The sequence below is a fragment of the Radiobacillus sp. PE A8.2 genome, from assembly GCF_045635475.1.
Classification (GTDB): Bacteria; Bacillota; Bacilli; order Bacillales; family Amphibacillaceae; genus JBJGXI01.
In genome coordinates, this window is sequence record NZ_JBJGXI010000001.1 from 252,606 (window position 1) to 273,268 (window position 20,663).

Below are 20,663 nucleotides of genomic sequence, written 5' to 3' on the forward strand. Positions count from 1 at the left end.
TAGAACAAGTTAAGTCGTGTGTGCTCAAGTCTTCTATTCATAGAAAACTAGAGGTGAGAATATGAGAATCATATATATCGATGTCGATTCATTAAGACCAGATCACATGGGGTGTTATGGTTATCACAGAGAAACGACTCCAAATGTAGATCGTATTGCGGAAAAAGGGATGAGGTTTAACCAGGTGTATTGCGCAGCTTCACCTTGTGTTCCTTCGAGGGCGAATTTTGCTTCGGCTCGTTTCGCTGCAAACAATGGTGCCTTAACACATTGGGGAGAAGGCTGTGATTTTGAAGGAAGTGAGCATAGTAAACGTTATCCGATGTTTGCTCGGTATTTGCGTCAAGCAGGATATAAGACAGTAACGTTTTCTAGTTTTGGTGATCGACATGAGGCAAGGTGGTATTTGGCAGGTTGGAGTGAAGTGCACGCCCATACATTAAAGGGTGGTGCAGAGGATGCCGATGAAGTGAATGCGCATGTATTGGATTGGTTAAAGCAGTATGGTGAAGAGGACAATTATTTTCTTCATATTCAATTCTGGGATCCACATACAAACTATACGTGTCCTAAAGAGCACATAGAACAGTTTAAGGATCAACCGATTTCTGATTTTCCTGATCATGAGACGATTCAAGTACATCGCAAAATGGCACATCCAAAATCAGCTTCTTTTTTACATTGGGCACAAAACCCTAAGCTTCCAGATTCCATGCCAATGGAAATTAAAGACCGCCAAGATCTGGCCAATTTGATTAATGGCTATAATGGCGGTATTCACTTTATGGATGAGCAAATTGGGAAAATAGTAGATTATTTCACGGAAGTCGGTTTAGAAGAGGAAGTGTGTTTTATTATTAGCGCCGATCATGGTGAATCCTTTGGAGAACAAGGCATCTATTTAGAGCATGGGATGGCAACCGAATCTGTCCATCATGTTCCGCTTATTATTAAAATGCCGGGTGTTACCCATGCAAATACTGAAAGTGATGCGTTAATTTATAATGTCGATGTCATGTCAACTATTGCCGATGTGGCAGGGTTGGATATACCACATGGCTGGGATGGCCAATCATTTTCAAATCTATTAAAGGATAATAGTACGAGTTGGGATAGAGATTATCTCGTTTTAGAGCATGGGTTATATGCTTGCCAACGCGCCGTTTGGGATGGGAAATGGTGGTTTATTCGCACCTATGATAGTGGTTTTTATGATTTTCCGCATGTCGTTTTGTATGATTTAGAGACAGACCCAAACCAAATAAAAAATGTAGCAACTGAATATCCGGAAATAGTAAATTTAATGGATCATCGGATCGCGGAGTGGGCACAGGCGAATGTTGATCGTCACCACTTCATGATTGATCCGATGCAGGATGTCATGAAATCTGGAGGTCCATTTCGATATATAAAATTGGAACGATGGGTAAAACGTTTACGAGACGAGGGTTGGGATTCCGCAGCAGATTATTTGGAGGAAAAGCATACCATTGTGACGGGAAACTACGACAAAAGGTAAGCGCCGTGCAAGTTAGATTTACCATGTAGAAGAGCGAATATAAAGGAGAATGCGCATATGAAAATTCTCGACATTGTGTCAAAAGAGGTATCAAACGACAATTTACAAAATGCCCTCGATATTCGAAATAATATATTTCCAACAATAACCGTAAAAGATTGGAATCGTGGCGGCCCAAAAACTGGTTCCCTTGCATATGCAGGGGATGAACCAGTTGGTTTTATCCCTATGTTTTTGAAACAAGTAAAAATAACTCCACAACTAACGATCACCGCTGCATTTGAAAATGCAGTCGGTACAAAAGAGGAATATAGAGGCATGGGTGTAGGTGGCAAAATGATTGATGCTGCTGGCCAGTTTTTGCAAGGGAAGGCAGACGCATTATTTGTTTACCGGGGAGATGAAAGAAGTAAGGCGTATCATTTTTACGAAAAGACAGGACACGTTGATTTACTCTATACAAGAAACCATTCCGTTGATTTATCCATCTCCAAGCAGCATCCACAAGTAGAGATCACAGAAGGTAAACAAGACATCATTGCAAATCAGGCAAATTTATTAGAAATCTTTCAGGACACCTATTATACCTACGCTGGCTTTCCAAAAAGAGAAAAAGGATACTGGAAGGAAGCCTTGGAGTCGACTTATTTTGCATCAAGACCTGCAAATTTCTATTTATTAGCTTTGAAGAAGCAAGGGAGAATGATTGCCTATTTAATTGCTTCCACTCAAAAAAAGCCTATTAGGAAATATGCACAAAATAGACTAACTATTTTAGAAATGGCAGCTACTTACGCTAACGAGTCGAATATGAAGGTAGTTTTAGAAGCTGCTTGTTCCTTTGCTGATAAATTGGGTTTAGAAGGACTATCCATTAATACTGGAGACGACCACCCTTTCTTGCCATTGTTAAGGACACTTGGATTTGAATCGAACCAACGGGGGATTCAAGTAATGTGTAAAAGCTTTAATTCAAAGGCCTTGTTTCAAAAGCTATGGAAGGACGATTTGGTCTTGCCTGGTGTGGAATTAAAGATTTGGACACCCGAGCAAGATTTTATTGCACTAAAATCAAATCAGGACAGCCCAAATAAGCAAACTGTTACTTTAGAAATGAAGGAAAGTACATTGACGAAATGGCTGATGGGGAGAATTGATTTTAGTTCTCGAGTAAAGGAAGGGACGATCACCGTGCATAACGGAAATCAGAATATTCTAGATCAGCTAGCCAATGCAGTCCCACATTATAAATGGGAATATCATCAATTAGATTTTTGTTAAGTTGAAAGAATTCTTAGAGGAAAGGAGTACCGCTTATGGGGAGGAAGATGAATGTACTGCTGATCATGACCGATCAACAAAGATTCGATACGTTGGGCTGTTATGGTAATCAAGTGATGGAGACACCTAATTTAGACTGGATGGCATCAGAAGGCACTGTATTCACCAAGGCATATACGCCTAGTCCATCGTGTGTTCCAGCTCGCGCCTCGTTATTAACAGGGATGGATCCGTGGAACACAGGGGTTCTTGGAATGGGTAAAGGGCAAGGCCCAATGGGAATCGGCTTTGAACATACGCTCCCAGGTGAATTGGCTAAAGCAGGTTATCATACACAAGGGATCGGCAAAATGCACTTCTTTCCGCAACGATCATTGAATGGATTTCACCATACCGTCATAGATGAATCAGGAAGGGAAGAGGATCCAAACTTTGTATCAGACTACAAGCAGTGGTTTGATCAACACAAGGATGGGGATTACGGCATTACGGATCATGGTATTGATTGGAATTCATGGATGGCACGTCCTTATCACGCACCAGAATTCCTTCATCCAACCAATTGGACAGTGAATGAGTCGATTCGTTTTTTGAAGGAGAGAGATCCTAGCAACCCCTTTTTTCTAAAGACATCCTTTGCTAGACCGCATTCTCCTTACGATGCTTTAGCCTATTACTTTCATTTATACGAAAACAAACAGCTTCCCAAACCTTTTATCGGTGATTGGGCTTCTTGTCATGATGTGCTAGCTGATGCTGCTCGTCCAGAAGCATGGCGAGGCAAGCGTAGAGAAGAAGAAATCCAGCGAGCAAGAGCAGGATATTACGGTCTTATCAATCATATCGATCATCAGATTGGCCGCTTGCTCATTTTCTTGAAAAAGATAGGAGAGCTCGATAATACCATGGTTTTATTCTTATCTGATCATGGTGACATGCTAGGTGACCACCATCTATGGCGAAAAACCTATGCCTATGAGGGTTCTGCACACATTCCCTTTATTGTTCGGCTGCCAAAGTCCGCTGGAATACCGCAGCAAAAAACAGTAGATGCTCCCGTCACGCTTCAAGATGTGATGCCGACTATCTTAGATGCTGTAGGTACGGACATACCTGATAGTGTGGATGGAAAGAGTGTGCTCGGCCTTATGTCAGGTACAGAAACAACTTGGCGGAATTATGTACACGGGGAACATAGTACGTGTTATGCAGAAGAACAAGAAATGCAATATCTTACGGATGGTAAGTATAAGTACATTTGGCTCCCTAGAATAGGAGAAGAGCAGCTATTTCATTTGGAGAAAGACCCTGGTGAATTAAATAATCTAGCTGGGTCTAAAGCGTATGAACAGATGCTCGTGAAATGGAGGAACCGATTAGTCACTTTACTTGCAAGGCGAAATTTAGGTCTTACTGAAGGTGATCAGCTTGTGTGCCAGGCCGGGAGACCTCCCATTATGTCACCAAGCTATAAAGAGAGACTGGCGATGCATCCCCTCCCATTTTAAGAATTAAAGGAGCTTATCGAATGGATACAGAAAAACTATCACAACAAAGGACGTTAACGAATGATGGTGCTTGGTGTTTTTTTGCAGATCCAAGAGCTGTTTACTACGAGGGTGTTTACAAGCGGACATATATAGGGTGGTTAACCAAAATGGGTGATGTTGTCATCGGTTACTACGATCATGATACAGGTGAAATTCAATCAACTAAAATAAAAGCTAATCTTCAAATAGATGACCACGCAAACCCAACAATATTAGTGACAAAAGAGGGTTATATCACGATTTATTATTCGGCGCACCTTGGCGAGTGTTTGTTTTATTGTACATCTGTAAGTCCAGAAGATATTTCAATGTGGGGAGAAGAGCGGACGATCCTTGGAAATTCGGAGGGGAATCATGGCTATACTTACCCTAACCCAATTCAATTAGAAGGGGAAGACAATACTATTTATCTGTTCTGGCGTGGTGGGAATTTTAAGCCTAGTTTCGCGAAGACAAACGACGGGATCCATTGGAGCGAAGTAAATACGCTCATAACGGGAAGTGGTGCAAGACCGTATATTAAATATGTTTCCAATGATATCGATAAAATATTTTTTGCATTTACAGACGGCCATCCGAATAAGGAGGCGGTTAACAGCATTTATTGTGCTTACTATTATGCAGGGGCTATTTATAACCTCGATGGAACTAAAATTAATAATGTTGAAAAGCTACCCATAGCACCATCAGATGTGGATCAAGTTTATGATGCGTGTTTAACAGGAAATAAGGCATGGATTTGGGACATTGCTTTAGACGAAGAGGAGAATCCAATAATTGTCTATGCTGTCTTCCATACTACATTTGACCACCGTTATCACTATGCACGATGGACAGGAACAAAATGGGAGTGTAAGGAGATTACCTCGGCAGGTAGCTGGTTTCCACAAACACCGGATGGAAAGGAAGAATCCGAACCTTATTATTCTGGTGGAATTATTCTCGATCACGCTGATCCAACAATTGTCTATCTATCCAAACAAGTAAATGGGATCTTTGAAATTGAACAATGGCAGACAAATGATAATGGTGATAATTGGAACGTGGAGGTTGTTACGAGTCATTCAACCTTAAATAACGTACGGCCAATCGTTTCTAAAGGCGCTACTAGTCATATTTCTCATTTGTTTTGGCTGCAAGGTAGATACATCCATTATACGGACTATGACATGGCAATTAAATTTTTAAAGTAGAGATATTATTTGGATTTTCAGATAGGAGATAGGATGCCATGAACTTTCGAACAGCCATATTAGGTGCAGGTAAGATTGCCAAAAGTCATTTGAAGTTTATTCAGGAAATGGACCGAATGCAAGCAGTTGCAATTGCAGATATTAATGCGCAAAGGGCTGAAGATTTGGCTGCACAATATAAATTGAAGGCTTATACCGATTATAAGCAGATGATTCACGAGGAAAAGCCGGATATCGTCATTATTACGCTTCCGCATTTCCTACATAAAGAGGCAGCCGTTTTCAGTGCGAATCGTCATTGCCACATTTTGCTGGAAAAACCGATGGCGATGAACATGTCGGAATGTGAAGAAATTATCACTTCAGCGGAAAAAAACGGGGTACAGCTGATGGTTGGTCATACGCAACACTACATCGCACAGAATATGAAGGCGAAGGAGCTAATCGAGCAAAGAAATCTAGGCGATCTTGTCATGATTAATGACACACGGCATGTTCATTATTTTACTGAGAATAGACCACAATGGTTTTTGGAAAAGGATAAAGCTGGCGGTGGAATCATGATGAATTTAGGTAGTCATTCCATCGACAACATACAATGGATTACTGGACAGCGTATCGCTAAAGTAAAAGCAAAACTTAGCTATTACGGCGACAGAGGAGATGTGGAAGGCAGTGGTCTCCTTTATTTGGAAACAACAAATGGAGTGCCTATTTCCATAGCTCAATCTGGATATGCTGGTGTCCCAAAACACGAAACAGAATTTATTTTTACCAATGGCATGATTAAACTACAAACAAGTAGAGGGTTATGGATCAGCAAAGGAAATGAGTTCCATGAAGTTGAAGTTGAAGTGTCTGCACCACCCTTTCACTTGCAATTTAAAGAGTTAATAGAAGCAATAGATGGTGTAAAGCCATTGAGCAGCTCGGGCCAATATGCCAAATCTATTATTGAAGTAGTTGAAGGTATCTATGAATCTTACGAGACAGATCATGAGGTAATACTGTCTAGAAGATAGAGTGTGACAAAAAATAATAAGGAGTGGGATACATGAAGTTTTCCATTATAGGTTGCCAGCACGCACATATAGGCATTTTTATAAAAGAAATGCTCGATTTAGGTCACGAATGCGCTGGAATCTATGAAAAAGAAAATGTTACATTAGCTACAAACATTGCTGAAGAGTTTCAACTATCACTTGTCTCTAATATGGAAACATTACTAGATGAGTCGATCGATATTGTAGGTTGTGCAGAAATTAATAATGAAAAGATTGACATTATCGAGAAGTGTGAGGGTTACGGTAAGCATGTCATGATAGACAAGCCTGCGGTGACGAGTAAAGAAGCTTATGAGAGACTAAAAGCTGTCATAGATCGAGGGCATATTCAAATTGGAATGCTGTTAACTGAACGGTTTCGAGCTAGTATTTATACTTTAAAAAAGATGCTGGATCGCGGTGATTTAGGAAGTATCGTAAACATTAGTATGCGTAAACCACACCGACTAACCCCTAAGAATCGGCCACAGTGGCATTTTTCGAAGGAACAATGTGGTGGAATTGTTATTGATTTATTCGTGCATGATTATGACTTGCTCAGATGGCTAACTGGTAAAAATGTAATTGAATCAAACGGTTTAATGGCAAAAAATATATTGCCTGAATACCCTAACTTTTTTGACACGGCAAATCTTCAAGTTGAGATGGATGGACATATTTTAGCCCAGCTTTATGCAGATTGGTATAACCCGGAAAGTAGTTGGACATGGGGAGACTGTCGTATTTTTGTCACGGGAACAGAGGGTGTTGCAGAAATTCGTTTAGAAGGGGATCCATTAGTAGCCTCCGAAGAAATGTTATTACTTGTTACCCATGATGAAGTGTTGAGAAAAGTTGAGCTAGAATCACCAGCGAATACGATTACTAAAGATTTTATTCAGCGTATTAATGGTGAAGTATCAACTGTGAATCATGAAGATATATTACTAGCTACTAGATCTACGATTGAGGCAGACGAACGTGTAAAGAAGACCAATCGATTTGCATTGACTAAAAACTAGGACATCTGGGGGGGGTTGGTATGCACATTGGAGAATATCTCGTTAAAATTGCTGAACACATTACAGATAAGGATTTACCCAATCTTTTATCTTTAAAAAAAGTTGAAGAATGGCGACAAAAGAGGCAGGTAGAATTTCATAAAATGTTAGGGATTGATACGTATCTGGAGAAAGAACGGACACCACTAAATGTGACCATAACAGGAGAAATACGCAGGAATAATTATCGGATAGAGAAACTCTATTATGAAAGTCTTCCGGGGTTATATGTAACAGCCAATTTATATATCCCGAATGATTTAAAAGCCCCAGCACCTGCAATTGTCTATCTATGTGGCCATTCCTCCGAGCAGAAAGTACATTATCAGGATCATCCGAGGAAATTTGCCAAGTTAGGATTTGTAACGTTGATTATCGATACGATTCAGTATGGAGAGGTCCGAGGTATTCATCATGGTACCTATTCTCATCGTATGTATGATTGGATTAGTAAAGGGTACACACCAGCTGCAGTGGAAGTGTGGAATGCGATTAGAGGAATCGATTTATTGCAGGAACGAAGTGATGTAGATGCAGAGCGGATCGGGATGACCGGACAATCAGGTGGCGGTTCCATTAGCTGGTGGGCTGCCGCTGCCGATGATCGTGTTAAAACGATTGCTGCTTCATGTGGAACAGGAACAATTTTCTCCCATATTCGTGAGGAGACAATTAATACACATTGCGATTGTGTATTTCCTTCTAATCCATACGGTTGGTCATTAATCGAGACCTGTGCTCTGCTCGCGCCGCGACCAATACTAATTATTACACCAGATCAAGATATGCATTTCCAAGTCGATTCCGTACGGTTCGTACATCAAAAGCTGCAGGATTTTTACAGAAGTTTCGAATGTGGCAATCTCGTCAAATACATTGAATTTTATGGACCGCATAGCTATAGTGCTGATTCAAGGAAAGCTATATTTGGCTGGTTTTTGGATTGGCTCACGAATAAATCGAATACGGAAGCCACGGACGTAGATGAGTGGAGAGAGGAGAAAGACGCTCTCCTTGTTTATAATCACAAGTTACCAACAAATGATGAATCGACATCTGTTCAGGATTGGTTTATTCCTACTAATTCGCTAAACGTACGATCAAAACAAGAGCATCAACAGAGAAAAACTGAACTTATTGAAAACCTGCAAAAAGAGAGCTTTGCAGCATTTCCTAAAGCAGAGCGTATTCCGCCATTACAGGTGGATATTCATCAAAAGTATTGCAATAAAAATAAAGACTGGGTTGTGAAATTCACTTATCAATCGGATGCACATTGGAGATTGGCAGGAGAACTGTGTGGGCATGCAGGTAAAGCTCCATCTAAAACTGCTATTGTGTTAAAGAATCAGAAATTGGGAGTAGCATCCCAAAACATTCTAGATGGTCTTGGTGAGGATTGGGTGAAGGCTAACATTGATACAAGGGGAACAGGTATAACCGCTTGGGGGGAGAAACTAGACTGGTATTTACGACGTTCTTTTGCATTAACAGGAAGAACGATTGCGTCGATCCGTGTTTGGGACACTCTTCGAGGAATAGATGCGGTTAGGAACATGCAAGAGGTTGATGCGAAAACAATCGTTCTTGCAGCGGAAGGAGAAATGGTTGTGCCTGCACTATACGCTGCGTTATTAGATGGAAACATAGCTGCAGTTATTCTGAAAAATCCCCCTGCTACGCAAAATATTTCTAAAGATGGATCGCAGACCAGTCAACATTTAGAGATTATTAATTGTCTTCGTTATACTGACTTAGCTCATCTAGCAGGGATGCTATGGCCAACTAAAATCATTTTTGTTGGGGATCGTCCCAAGACTTTTGATTTAACAGAAAAAATGCACCGTGAATTAGGTGGACCAGGTGATACGTGGAAGGTAGCATCTATCAAAGATTGGGTAAGAAACTTTCATGACTGATAGATTACAAACTAAAGAATACTGACAAAGAGGCTTGTGTTGTAAGAATTATAAGCCTCTTTAGTATTTTTAAATTCACACTTCAGGAGTGTAACGTATTGTCAAAAGTTTTATAGTAAAACTTGTTAAAACCCTGAACTAATATTTGAACACCTCCTCAATGTTAGGATTGTGCAAATTATTGATTTGATTATTGATTATCATATGAAAATTACACCACTAAAATGAAGTTAGAAGATTTCTGTTTTAGGAGGTTGAATGCAATGCATGTAACAAAGGAAAGAAAAATACGTAATGCATCTTTTCACACATTAGCTTCCGGCAGTTTCAAACCAAATGGTTGGCTGTATGAACAAATGAAAATTCAAGCAAATGGACTAACAGGACACTTAGAGGAACAGTGGAAGGATGTAGGACCAGATAACGGCTGGTTAGGAGGAAATGGTGATAGCTATTACTTAGATGGTTTAGTTCCACCAGCTTTTATACAAGAAGATGAGAACCTAATTCAAAAAGCACAGAAATGGATTGAATGGACCTTAAATAGTCAACGAGATGATGGAACATTTGGACCGATAAAACTGAAGCAAAATAACAATGAGTTTTCTGAAAAAGACTGGTGGCAGGAGATAATCATGTTAAAAGTCCTGATCCAATATAAAGAGGCTTCAGAAGACAAGCGAATTGTTCCATTTATGCAAAGGTATTTCCAATATTTTTACTCTACTTTAACAGCATTTTCGTTAAAAATAGAGGTTGGTGCCACTTCCCGAGCTTGTCACAATATGTCGACTAGAGATTGCAGAATTTAGAAGGAACACTTTAAATGTTCGCTTGTTAATTATGAAGGTCTGGGTGGGCAAGTGGTTAATATGTCTAAAGCGTCAATTTGGATTATAAAAAAGTCAAGAAGCTAATTTATACTAAATTATTCATTTTAGCACGTACTCTATATTCTGTTGGCGGGATATCAAAGCAGTTACGAAATGCCCTTGTAAATGCATATAATGTTGGATATCCAAGGGATAAGGCTATTTCTGTAACAGTAAAATCCGTCGTTCTTAGCATGTCTTTTCCTTTTTCAAGTCGTAGTTGTTGTAAATATTTCATAGGTGGAATTCCAAATCGACGAGAAAATCGTTCAGAAAAGTAAGAACGATGAACCCCGATGTATGTTACAACATCTTCAACTGTAATCCCTTCTGTAAAATGTTTTTCCATATAATCTTTGCTTCGCTGTAACCAATCAGAAGCTGATTCAGAGATTGTGTTATTTGCTTGCACTAATAAGCGGTTAATCAACTCATATAATCGACTTTGCAACTGTGTGACATGCTCCAGTTTTTTGTCATTAAATCCATCTAATAATGTAAAAATATGTTCTAATGTCATATGTAAATCATGATAGTTTGTCATTCTCATATAGGATTGCTGGGCGTCCATTCCTAGTGAATCAACAATATGCTTAGCTTGTTGGTTGGTAAAAGCAATCCACCTCATGCTTAAAGGTTCATTGGAAGGTAATGAATCATATTCGTAAACGATGTGGGGAAAAAGACAATACAAGTCTCCCTTTTGCAGTTCCACCTGATGACCTGCATGTTTGAATCTTACCTTGCCCTCCATGACAAAATGAAAACTATAACACTCAATAAATCTAGGTCCAATATGATAGTTTTCCTTCGCTATATTTCTACCAGCTCGAAGTGGCCATAGACCGCCTATTCCTCTTACAGGCATCGATGAAAAATAATAATGATCGGCATATTCCATCTCATACGCTTTCATAAATATCACCTTTCTTATTTCAATATTTCATTTCCATCCTACACTTAACCTAACAAAATGACAAACACAAGTAACATATTGCTATTTTCGTTTGCACTGTTTTCCACTATGATGAACGTATCGATGGTGGGAGGGAGCAAATAAATGAATAAGCCTAACATTTTATTAATTACGAGTGACCAGCAACACTGGGATACAATTGGTGCTTTTAACGATGAAATCTCAACTCCAAATTTAGACCGGTTAGTAAAGGGAGGTACAACGTTTGGAAGAGCGTATTGTCCAAATCCAACTTGTACACCTTCAAGGTCTTCGATTATGACTGGCATGTATCCAAGCCAACATGGTGCATGGACACTCGGCACGAAATTGGATGAAGATAAACATACAGTAAATGAGGATTTGAAAGAAGCCGGGTATCAAACATCTCTAATTGGTAAAGCCCATTTCCAACCGTTACGCGGTTCCGAGGAGTATTCTTCACTAGAATCTTACCCTATTTTGCAAGACCTGGAATATTGGAGAAACTTTAATGAACCGTTTTATGGGTTTGACCATGTAGAGCTGGCTAGAAACCATACAAATGAAGCACATATTGGTCAGCATTATGCCATTTGGCTAGAGGAAAAGGGTTGTGTAAATTGGCGCGATTATTTCCTGCCTCCGACAGGTAATATGGATCCATCAGTTTTGCATAAATGGGATATACCAGAAAAATATCATTACAATACATGGATTGCTGAGCGGACAAACGCCAGGTTAGATGATCACCATGAAAATGATGAGCCTTTCTTTTTATGGTCTAGTTTCTTTGACCCACACCCACCATACCTTGTATCCGAACCGTGGGATACGATGTATGACCCGGATGAGCTTACCATTCCTGAAATGGTACCTGGGGAACATGATAAAAATCCACCACATTTCCAAATGACGCAGGAAGATGACCCTGATTTTACCCATCTACAGGAAACCGGGCAGGAAATACATGGTTACCATTCACATCGTAATATAACCGAGAAGGATCGTAAGCAATTAGTCAGTACGTATTATGGCATGATTAGTATGATGGATAAATATATAGGGAAAATTCTAGATAAGCTCGATGCACTTGGATTGACCGAAAACACAATCGTAATTTTCACGACCGACCACGGGCATTTTTACGGCCAACACGGTTTACAGTATAAAGGTGGTTTTCATTATGAAGATCTCATAAAGCTGCCATTCATCGTTCGTTATCCAAATCATGTTCCTGCAGGTAAAGTATCCAATGCACTTCAATCACTGGTTGATCTGGCGCCAACTTTCTTATCTTTTGCTGGACAAGAAATACCAGTTCAAATGACCGGTATCGACCAAAAAGAAGTGTGGCTTGGAAATCAAGAAAAAGTGCGTGACCATGCAATATGTGAGTTTCGCCATGAACCAACAACGATACATCAAAAGACATATGTCGACGAAAGGTACAAAATCACCGTTTACTATAACCATACGTACGGCGAGATATTTGACTTGCAAGTGGACCCGAATGAGTTGAATAACTTGTGGGACAGTGCTCTACACAGTCAGTTAAAGCAGGAATTATTACTAAAATATATTTGGGCTGAATTAGGAAAAGAGTCCTTGCATATGCCACGGATTTGTCATGCGTGACGTGTGTAAAGATTCATGATATATTGCAGTATATTGATAAAATTGAAGACCAAAAACCAACTATAACTAAAGCTACTACGATTGATTCGCTTCAAAGAAGTGCTTCAAATCGGGAAGTTTTCGAGAAACATTGGCAAAACCATAGGTAGAGTTGTTTGACTAATTATGAATGCCGGATGAACATAATCATCCGGCATTTTAGGCATATCACTCTACATCCGAGACACATCGGAAGCCGAGATTTCCGGTTGAACTGTCTGGTGTGTTCGAACTGCGAGCGGCTACACGATATCGATTGCAGTAAGATTTGTGACATAGATAGGAGCCACCTCTCATTACTATTCCAGTGCCAGAAGATGGTCCTGCAGAGTTGTCATCATGCCCTTCCTGGTAATAAGTTGGACTAAACCAATCAGCACACCATTCCCATACATTTCCGGCAACATTATACAATCCATATCCATTTGGTTCATAGCTGTTCACAGGTGCTGTTCCGATATAGCCGTCAGCTCCTGTATTGGTCCTTGGAAACTCGCCTTGCCATATATTACAGCGATGTTTCCCTTTAGGGCGAAGCTTATTTCCCCATGCATATTTTTTCTGTTCGAGCCCACCACGCGCTGCTATTTCCCACTCGGCCTCTGTAGGTAACCTTTTACCAGCCCACGCGCAATAGGCTTGTGCGTCATTCCATGATATGTGGATAACAGGGTGATCCATTCGACCACTAAGTGTTGAATCATGTCCTTCAGGATGTTTCCAGTTGGCACCTGTGATATTGCACCACCATGGTGACCCTTGAACTACTTGCGTGACTCTTTTAGCTTGGTCCGGAGATAAAAACATATAAAAAACAAATGACCATCCAAATTTTTCTGCTTCGGTAACATACCCAGTAGCTTCAATAAAATCGCTGAACTGCTTGTTTGTGACCGTATATTTATCGATATAGACAGAATCGATGTTTACTTTGTGAATGGGACCTTCCCCATCAGCGGCAAAACCGTACCTTCACCAGCTCCGACAATAGTTCCATATCCTTCTGCTATTATACCAATCGTTAGAAGTAATAGGCCAGTTGAAATATTCAACTAGATTGCCCTCTACGTTATTCTTTCGTTTAATTGTCCCAGAGGGATCGCCTAGCGTAAATTAACATTTTGTTATGGGGTATAACTAAATGTGATTATGCTTCAATCGAATTAACAAAGGAATTGAGCTATTATAGAATGAATACTAGATATTATTGGAAGTATTAAAAGGTGGTTGAATGCATAAGATTCGAGAGTTTACGAATGTTTTGTCACGTTGTGGAAGAAGGCAGTATTAGTGGTGCAGCACGCGCAAGCTTTGTTTCACAGGCAACGGTTACAAGACGTATTCATCAGCTTGAAAATTGATACGATACGTTACTGTTTGATCGGTCTGAGGGTAAGTTAATGCTCACAGAAGCTGTGGACATTCTTTATCCATATGCTAAAGAGATATTAGAATAAGAGAAAATGTCTGTAGAGGCTATTGAAGAGATGTTGGGAACCCGTGAAACTGCCTTGCGGATAGGAGAAAGCCTAACTATCTGAGAGTATTTGCTACCAGGATTGTTAGAGAATCTTAAGAACCGGTATTCTGATTTGCAATTTAGCTTGTCGATCGGTAATACACCTTTTCTTTTAACTAAATTAGAAGAAAATGAGATGACATTGCATTGGTAGAAAGTTTAGTCGAGGATACAGCTTTAAACTTTCAATAATTTGCCGATTACGAACTAGTATTAGTAACGTCCGACCTTCATCGTTGGAAGGACCGACCGGAAGTTTCCATTAATGAACTAACAGAAGAAATTATGAACTGGAGAGAGAAAGATTCTGGAGCACGTCTGAGGGTGGAAAAGGAATTGGATAAGTTTGGAATATTAAATCAGATTGAAAATGCGATTGCACTTGGTAGTATGCAGTCCATTAAAAGTGCTGTAGAAGCAGACTTAGGAATTAGCATCCTACCAAGACTAACAGTAGTAAAAGAGTTGAAATACGGTACATTACTCGAAGTGAATATTAAGGATTTTACCTTAATCAGAGATCTGTGGATTGTGCAGAAATCCCAACGATTCAAAAAAACCGGACAAGTAAATTTTGAAGCATTTATTTTGCGGTGATAAGTACCAACTAAGATTCCCATAATGGATACCATGAAAGCTATTCCGTATCGATTCTCGAATTGTTAGTAATGTGAAGGAATGTAATACAGGAATTCATATTCTCATAACTATTACTAATGGAAGCAAAAATAGCAGCCAAGATTTCATTCAAATAGCTATTACTATCAGGATATGGAGGAAACTAACTTTCTGCATAGAAAAAAATAGATTTGTATGCATTGTTAGATGTTGCGAATGTTTTCTAAGATATGGAGGGAGTAAGATGAAGTGGACAGGTACACAGAACAAGGTAATTGAATTCTGGCACAGCAGACAGAATAAGCCGGAGATTAAATTTCACTCACATACTTGGTATGAAATTTTTTATTTTCATGGAGGAAAATGTACATATTTAATAGGTGACCAAGTATACAGCTTGTATCCAGGAGATCTAATTATTATGAATGGAATGACGTTGCATCGCTCGAAAATATTTAAAGAGGAAGATTATATTCGCTCAGTCATTCACTTTGACCCGACCTATTTCCACAAGGTACTTCGACCGCTGGGAATGGAAGAAATGTTACAGCCGTTTGAAAAGCTACAGTCCTTTCGAATTACACTGGACATAAAGGGAAGAAAGGAAGTAGAAGATTTACTGAAGAGGATGGCTGATTTTCAGCAGAAAGCAGATGATGTATCTCATTATCAGTACAATCTCACATTTTTAAACCTTTTAGTCTCTGTAAGCTCCTTTTGCAAAAAAACGATGAAAGATGTAAGAGAAATTTCTAGTGAAAAAGAAAATCATGTGCGTTGTATAATGGCATTTATTGAAAAGAATTATATGGAAGAGTTATCTATGCAAATGCTGGAGGAGGAACTTCATTTAAGTAAATATTATTTGTCAAAAATATTTAAAGCAGTAACTGGTGTCACTGTTTTTAATTACTTATATCAACGAAGAATAAATCAAGCAAAAATTCTATTTGTTCTCGAACCGGATAAGTTTGTCACTGAAGTCTGTTATACTGTCGGTTTTAAGCACTTATCTCATTTTAGTAAAATATTTAAGCAACTAGAAGGCTGCTCTCCAGAAGCTTATCGGCAATCCAAGAAAGAGAACATAACAATCACAAATAAATAATTATGAATTTTGGTTAAAGGGATGTTAGCGAAGAATGGAGCATATCTATTATGATTTATATATCAGTAAACATTCAACAAATAATTGAAAATCTATATGGAGGATACTCCTATTAAGTCACAATTTTTTTTGTGATAATTGAAAACGATTTCATCGAGGAGCTATAAACTATAAAGGTAATACACAAACAAATAGGTGTGATGTTTGATGTGTGAGAAGAAATGCAATTAGACGAGGATGAATCTTTTGTATATCTTATATGAAAATCGGAAGATCATCCGTACATGCCATTATCAGTTATGGGAGTAACATTAACTAAGCACCTAGCATCGAAAGAATTGCCGGGATGGGAATTGTTTGATTTAGTATTTGGTCCGCTTGAATTAGTGAGTGTTTAAGAACGACCTGAATTCGAACCACATGTAATGGAGTTATAGAAAGCTCTACTCGATTTGAAAGAAAAGATTCTAGATGAATTTGGAAATTGTGTCACTGTTCAAATATATGCAAGAAGGGGTGAAAGAGATTATGCAAGCAGAAGAAAAGATGACCTTAGATGAACATTTAGGAGAGCTTCGTAAACGTATTATCTGGATTTTACTTGTAATTATGATTTCGATGATCATTGGTTTTGTAATAGCTCAGCCTGTCATTGACTTCTTTAGACAATTGCCATCAGCAAACGGAATGCAGTGGAATGTTTTTTCACCTTGGGATCCGGTTCGTGTGTACATGCAATTTGCCTTTATGACAGCGTTGATCATTTCTTTCCCGTTTATTTTGTATCAGATTTGGGCATATTTTAAGCCCGGTTTAAGAGAGAATGAGCAGAAAGCTACTTTGTGGTGTATTCCTGCTGCACTTCTATTATTTTTAGTTGGGTTATCCTTTGCTTACTTTGTCGTATTTCCTTTAGCGATACACTTTTCCTTACTTATTACGAATCATATGAGCTTGGAGCAGACGTTTGGGATTACACAATATTTTACCTTTATGTTTAATATTGTATTACCTATATCTTTCGTTTTCGAGCTTCCGCTAGTAGTAATTTTCTTAACACAACTTCGAATATTAAATCCTAATAAAATGAAGGGTATTCGTAAATATGCATATATACTCATTCTGATCATTGGATCAATTGTTACCCCACCAGATGTGATTTCAGCAATAGTTGTTTCCATACCAATTGTTATTTTGTTTGAAATAAGTACGATTTTGTCCAAGATTATCTACCGAAAACAAGTAAAAGAGGATAAGCTCTGGACAGCGAAATTCGACAGTTAGTGTACTTTCTTACTTACTAGCAAATAGTCAATAACATTCAAGATTACCTCGTTCAGTACCCGTGATTTACTCATTTAGGGAGGTGATGCTTAAGAAACGAAGAGACAGTGAAGCTAGCTTTCAACCATTCATCAATGAGGATACTTAAAAAAAGGAGGTAAATGGATGATTTCAAACATTGGTCCTGGTATGTTAATTATTATTTGTGTGGTAGCGTTGGTTATTTTTGGTCCGAAAAAACTTCCGGAGCTAGGTAGATCAATCGGGATTACGTTACGAGAGTTTAAAAATGGAACAAAGGATGTTTTTTCGGATGAAGAGTCAAAAGATAACAACGCCAACTTGGTGGAAGACAATGATGAGTCAAAGAAAAAAGCACTAAAAGCTGTGAATGAAGATTAAGATAGAGTCTGTTTTATTTTGATTAAATGTAAACGATTTCATACGTTTGTGGATGTTAATAACTTTTTGAGCAACTAATTTATTGCTAGGAGGTATAGGTAATGTCAAAACAGGTTTCGAGACGTGATTTTCTAAAATACAGTGGTGCTTTGGCAGGTGCAAGTGCAATTGGTAGTAGTTTTCCGTGGCTTGTGGAAGCAAAGGATTCTAAAGGAAACGGCAAGCACAATCAAATTTTCGTCCCTAATATGGGTGATACAAACTATTGGGAAATGTTGATGTTTAGTTGTTTACAAGGGTTCGCCAATCGAGAGTATGCACGAGTATTTTGTTATTATCCTACTAAAAGTAAGGAAAGCTGGTATGATCGACACCCTGTGCCAGAGAAACGGTATTTCTATGAGTGGTATAAACAGTATAATCATTTAAACTTTGCAGAGCTTGTATCCCCATACTTATTGTTTGATCAGCTCGCAGATTCAAAATCTAACAAAAAAGGTGAGGTTACGCATCCGTTTAAAGGCTATGTATTGGTAGACACCGAAGCCCCTATTACTGCAAATATTGCTGCAAATTATGCCAGTATTGAAGATCTGCTTCCTGTTACGGAGGAAATTCTTAAGGATCATAAGGGGGAGATGCCTGACTTAGATGTAATCAGAGACTTACGTGGCAAGTTCCGTCAAATGTCCAAGCTCGAAGTTTATGAATGGGCATTTGAAAATCAATGGCCAAAAGCAAATCATGCTCGTGTTGCCAATTTAGGAACGCCTGAACCAGCCCCAGCCGATAAAATACCGACAAATAGTTTTTATACATCCAATCGAAGTAGAGATTTTACTATAGCTGATCGAGGTTTCTTTTTTGAACTTGCGAGTAATGGCGAGGATTACGCGCTTAAGGATCGTATTTATAGTGCGATGGATCATAGAGGCTATGTTTTTGGCTGGCATCAAGGAGCTGGAGAAACCGCGCACATTAGTCAAGTATCCAAACACGGATTACTAGCGCTTGGCGCATCCACATATGCTGCTAATTTTTCTTTTCATAACCGGGTTAAAGTTCCTGGTGCTGTCCAACGTTTCAAACGAAAGGCTAGTAGACCAAAGGTGGCAGGTCCGCTGGAGGATAAGATATATTTAACTTTTGTGCTCTCTGATGGAGACTCACTTAACTTTCTTGCAAGAAGAGGACAAGGTGGGCAGTGGCAGCTACCGGAGAGAGGTAAAATACCATTCGGTTGGGAAATCCAGCCTTTATTAGCAGATATCGCACCTGGATTACTAGATTATTTTCAAGCAACCGCAACAGAAAATGATTTCTTCGTAGATGGAGTATCGGGAATAGGTTATTTTTATCCAGAAGAAATGCCTAAGGATGTCTTGCGTAGCATACTCGAAGACACGAAGCCGTACTTAAAGAAGACAGGGGAGAGAATGCTGTCATTAATGAGCCCTACTGGACCAGTAACAGATGAGACGGCACAAATCTATGCGGATGTTCTTGGCGATCACCTTACCGGAGTGATGGAAGGTTACGTCAGGCGAGGTGCGACGAAAGTGCGCATATATGGTGGTAAGCAAAAAAATGGAAATGGTCGTATTCCTATTCGTCCAAGTGATGCTACTGTCTGGTTGCCAACATCGAATCCTGAAGGTGATGAGTCAGTAGAGAATTGGGTGCAGGATTTAAGGAAGTTAGCAGAACGTCGGCCAGAGCGACCGATATTCGTCCCATTGCACATACCTGCTCACCGGTTAACGATAGCAGATATGGTTGAAGTAGTGGAGAAAATTGGCCCTGACTTTAAAGTAGTTGCACCAGATGAATTTTATGCGCTCTATGCGCAAGCACGTCCAGGTACGATTGTTGTGGAATCACCAGAAAGTTTCACGCCACGGGAGAGTAACTTAGTAATTGGTAGGGAGAATGTCGTAACGACTACACTTCAAAGCTTCCATGATCAATCGGTTAGTGTTGATCTCCAGATGAAAATTACTTCAAATAAATTAGAGAGTGACTTAATTATAAACAAAGAAGTTACCCTGCCTGTGCAGGACATTGCACAGGTATCCTTTACAGTGGATATACCGGAATCTGTAGGTAAAGGGAATGGGACACTCGAATACTCCATAAATGGGGAAAGTCCAGTCGTATCCAAGCCGATTACTTTCGACACAATCGCAGTGGACGATCAGGTCTATGAAGCGGAGGATTTAAAGCATAGGCAAGGAAAGCGTATCAATGATCCAGATGCTTTGAATGGATTCGCTTGGCAGGCAATAGAAGGACAGCATAACGGTGATGTTAGTAGTAATCATGTGATTTGGGGACCAACGAAAGACCAAGACAAAAATGGGAATTATGTTGCTCGCTTCCGTATGAAGGTAGATGACAATACAAAGGATTTGCGGGTTGCCAGAATCGATGCGGTATCCAATATTCCGGGTAATGCTCCAGTCGGACCGTCACGTGATATTAAGGCTACAGATTTCGCTAAATCAGGGGAATATGAGTACTTTGATGTTCCGTTTTCGCTTCCAATTATTGATAGTCCGATTCCGCCAGCGCAAATGCAATATAGAGTAGCGTATGAGGGTAACGCTACTCTTACTATCGATCGAATTGAAGTTTCCATGGTTTAAGAGTCTATTAATGATAAGCGATATAGAAATGGTAAGAA

At 39.4% G+C, this 20,663-nt stretch carries 16 protein-coding genes and 2 pseudogenes; 15 read left to right on the forward strand and 3 right to left on the reverse strand.

All coding sequences use genetic code 11. From position 1 onward, the window contains the following. Nucleotides 1-61 precede the first annotated feature (61 nt). The 8 genes from ACI6MV_RS01020 (at nt 62) to ACI6MV_RS01055 (ending at nt 10,378) form a co-directional block, all read left to right on the forward strand. Entirely contained in the window at nt 62-1,519 is a 1,458-nt protein-coding gene (locus tag ACI6MV_RS01020) for a sulfatase family protein (RefSeq protein ID WP_407267923.1), read from the forward strand. A gap of 57 nt (nt 1,520-1,576) precedes the next feature. Next, nucleotides 1,577-2,800 (forward strand): GNAT family N-acetyltransferase, encoded by a 1,224-nt coding sequence (locus ACI6MV_RS01025; protein WP_407267924.1) that lies wholly within the window; start codon nt 1,577-1,579, stop codon nt 2,798-2,800. Nucleotides 2,801-2,835: 35 nt separating this feature from the next. Next, nucleotides 2,836-4,308: an arylsulfatase gene (locus tag ACI6MV_RS01030; RefSeq protein WP_407267925.1), complete on the forward strand. Its 1,473-nt coding sequence runs from the start codon at nt 2,836-2,838 to the stop codon at nt 4,306-4,308. Nucleotides 4,309-4,328: 20 nt separating this feature from the next. After that, the gene (locus ACI6MV_RS01035; RefSeq protein ID WP_407267926.1) at nt 4,329-5,543 is read left to right on the forward strand and encodes a BNR-4 repeat-containing protein; all 1,215 of its coding nucleotides are present in this window, start codon (nt 4,329-4,331) and stop codon (nt 5,541-5,543) included. A 38-nt stretch (nt 5,544-5,581) separates the two neighbouring features. Beyond that, a complete protein-coding gene (locus ACI6MV_RS01040) occupies nt 5,582-6,565 on the forward strand; it encodes a Gfo/Idh/MocA family protein (RefSeq protein WP_407267927.1) in 984 nt (327 codons plus the stop codon). Between the two features lie 32 nt (nt 6,566-6,597). Continuing rightward, a complete protein-coding gene (locus ACI6MV_RS01045; protein ID WP_407267928.1) occupies nt 6,598-7,608 on the forward strand; it encodes a Gfo/Idh/MocA family protein in 1,011 nt (336 codons plus the stop codon). Nucleotides 7,609-7,628: 20 nt separating this feature from the next. After that, on the forward strand, nt 7,629-9,566 hold the full coding sequence (locus ACI6MV_RS01050; protein ID WP_407267929.1) for an alpha/beta hydrolase family protein: 1,938 nt from the start codon (nt 7,629-7,631) through the stop codon (nt 9,564-9,566). Between the two features lie 263 nt (nt 9,567-9,829). Continuing rightward, on the forward strand, nt 9,830-10,378 hold the full coding sequence (locus ACI6MV_RS01055) for a beta-L-arabinofuranosidase domain-containing protein (RefSeq protein WP_407267930.1): 549 nt from the start codon (nt 9,830-9,832) through the stop codon (nt 10,376-10,378). Between the two features lie 106 nt (nt 10,379-10,484). Here ACI6MV_RS01055 and ACI6MV_RS01060 read toward each other — a convergent pair whose 3' ends face one another. Continuing rightward, complete coding sequence (locus ACI6MV_RS01060; protein WP_407267931.1) at nt 10,485-11,354, reverse strand: helix-turn-helix transcriptional regulator; 870 nt, start codon at nt 11,352-11,354, stop codon at nt 10,485-10,487. A gap of 144 nt (nt 11,355-11,498) precedes the next feature. Here ACI6MV_RS01060 and ACI6MV_RS01065 point away from each other — a divergent pair, with 144 nt between their 5' ends. Then, nucleotides 11,499-13,010 (forward strand): sulfatase family protein, encoded by a 1,512-nt coding sequence (locus ACI6MV_RS01065; RefSeq protein ID WP_407267932.1) that lies wholly within the window; start codon nt 11,499-11,501, stop codon nt 13,008-13,010. 207 nt (nt 13,011-13,217) lie between these two features. Here the strand turns inward: ACI6MV_RS01065 and ACI6MV_RS01070 are convergent. After that, a pseudogene (locus tag ACI6MV_RS01070) lies at nt 13,218-14,015 on the reverse strand (formylglycine-generating enzyme family protein); the annotation flags it as partial. Then, a complete protein-coding gene (locus tag ACI6MV_RS01075; RefSeq protein ID WP_407267933.1) occupies nt 13,976-14,101 on the reverse strand; it encodes a hypothetical protein in 126 nt (41 codons plus the stop codon). The pseudogene ACI6MV_RS01070 and the gene ACI6MV_RS01075, both read right to left, overlap by 40 nt. A gap of 204 nt (nt 14,102-14,305) precedes the next feature. On the opposite strand from ACI6MV_RS01075, the gene ACI6MV_RS01080 reads away from it, so the two are divergent. The 6 genes and pseudogenes from ACI6MV_RS01080 (at nt 14,306) to ACI6MV_RS01105 (ending at nt 20,625) form a co-directional block, all read left to right on the forward strand. Beyond that, on the forward strand, nt 14,306-14,410 hold the full coding sequence (locus tag ACI6MV_RS01080; RefSeq protein ID WP_407267934.1) for a helix-turn-helix domain-containing protein: 105 nt from the start codon (nt 14,306-14,308) through the stop codon (nt 14,408-14,410). Nucleotides 14,411-14,823: 413 nt separating this feature from the next. Continuing rightward, nucleotides 14,824-15,165 (forward strand): annotated as a pseudogene (locus ACI6MV_RS01085) (LysR substrate-binding domain-containing protein); the annotation flags it as partial. A gap of 265 nt (nt 15,166-15,430) precedes the next feature. Next, a complete protein-coding gene (locus ACI6MV_RS01090) occupies nt 15,431-16,294 on the forward strand; it encodes an AraC family transcriptional regulator (protein WP_407267935.1) in 864 nt (287 codons plus the stop codon). A gap of 471 nt (nt 16,295-16,765) precedes the next feature. Next, the gene (gene tatC, locus ACI6MV_RS01095; protein WP_407267936.1) at nt 16,766-17,578 is read left to right on the forward strand and encodes a twin-arginine translocase subunit TatC; all 813 of its coding nucleotides are present in this window, start codon (nt 16,766-16,768) and stop codon (nt 17,576-17,578) included. Nucleotides 17,579-17,743: 165 nt separating this feature from the next. Beyond that, a complete protein-coding gene (locus ACI6MV_RS01100) occupies nt 17,744-17,980 on the forward strand; it encodes a twin-arginine translocase TatA/TatE family subunit (RefSeq protein ID WP_407267937.1) in 237 nt (78 codons plus the stop codon). A 101-nt stretch (nt 17,981-18,081) separates the two neighbouring features. Beyond that, nucleotides 18,082-20,625 (forward strand): twin-arginine translocation signal domain-containing protein, encoded by a 2,544-nt coding sequence (locus ACI6MV_RS01105; protein ID WP_407267938.1) that lies wholly within the window; start codon nt 18,082-18,084, stop codon nt 20,623-20,625. Nucleotides 20,626-20,663: the final 38 nt, after the last annotated feature.

What these genes read in the sequence shown, in the direction of transcription:
- ACI6MV_RS01045 (WP_407267928.1), top strand. Translation starts at nt 6,598, where the DNA reads ATGAAGTTTTCCATTATAGGTTGCCAGCACGCACATATAGGCATTTTT.
- ACI6MV_RS01035 (WP_407267926.1), top strand. Translation starts at nt 4,329, where the DNA reads ATGGATACAGAAAAACTATCACAACAAAGGACGTTAACGAATGATGGT.
- ACI6MV_RS01105 (WP_407267938.1), top strand. Translation starts at nt 18,082, where the DNA reads ATGTCAAAACAGGTTTCGAGACGTGATTTTCTAAAATACAGTGGTGCT.
- tatC (WP_407267936.1), top strand. Translation starts at nt 16,766, where the DNA reads ATGAATTTGGAAATTGTGTCACTGTTCAAATATATGCAAGAAGGGGTG.
- ACI6MV_RS01065 (WP_407267932.1), top strand. Translation starts at nt 11,499, where the DNA reads ATGAATAAGCCTAACATTTTATTAATTACGAGTGACCAGCAACACTGG.
- ACI6MV_RS01055 (WP_407267930.1), top strand. Translation starts at nt 9,830, where the DNA reads ATGCATGTAACAAAGGAAAGAAAAATACGTAATGCATCTTTTCACACA.
- ACI6MV_RS01100 (WP_407267937.1), top strand. Translation starts at nt 17,744, where the DNA reads ATGATTTCAAACATTGGTCCTGGTATGTTAATTATTATTTGTGTGGTA.
- ACI6MV_RS01030 (WP_407267925.1), top strand. Translation starts at nt 2,836, where the DNA reads ATGGGGAGGAAGATGAATGTACTGCTGATCATGACCGATCAACAAAGA.
- ACI6MV_RS01020 (WP_407267923.1), top strand. Translation starts at nt 62, where the DNA reads ATGAGAATCATATATATCGATGTCGATTCATTAAGACCAGATCACATG.
- ACI6MV_RS01050 (WP_407267929.1), top strand. Translation starts at nt 7,629, where the DNA reads ATGCACATTGGAGAATATCTCGTTAAAATTGCTGAACACATTACAGAT.
- ACI6MV_RS01080 (WP_407267934.1), top strand. Translation starts at nt 14,306, where the DNA reads ATGTTTTGTCACGTTGTGGAAGAAGGCAGTATTAGTGGTGCAGCACGC.
- ACI6MV_RS01040 (WP_407267927.1), top strand. Translation starts at nt 5,582, where the DNA reads ATGAACTTTCGAACAGCCATATTAGGTGCAGGTAAGATTGCCAAAAGT.
- ACI6MV_RS01025 (WP_407267924.1), top strand. Translation starts at nt 1,577, where the DNA reads ATGAAAATTCTCGACATTGTGTCAAAAGAGGTATCAAACGACAATTTA.
- ACI6MV_RS01060 (WP_407267931.1), bottom strand. Translation starts at nt 11,354, where the DNA reads ATGAAAGCGTATGAGATGGAATATGCCGATCATTATTATTTTTCATCG.
- ACI6MV_RS01090 (WP_407267935.1), top strand. Translation starts at nt 15,431, where the DNA reads ATGAAGTGGACAGGTACACAGAACAAGGTAATTGAATTCTGGCACAGC.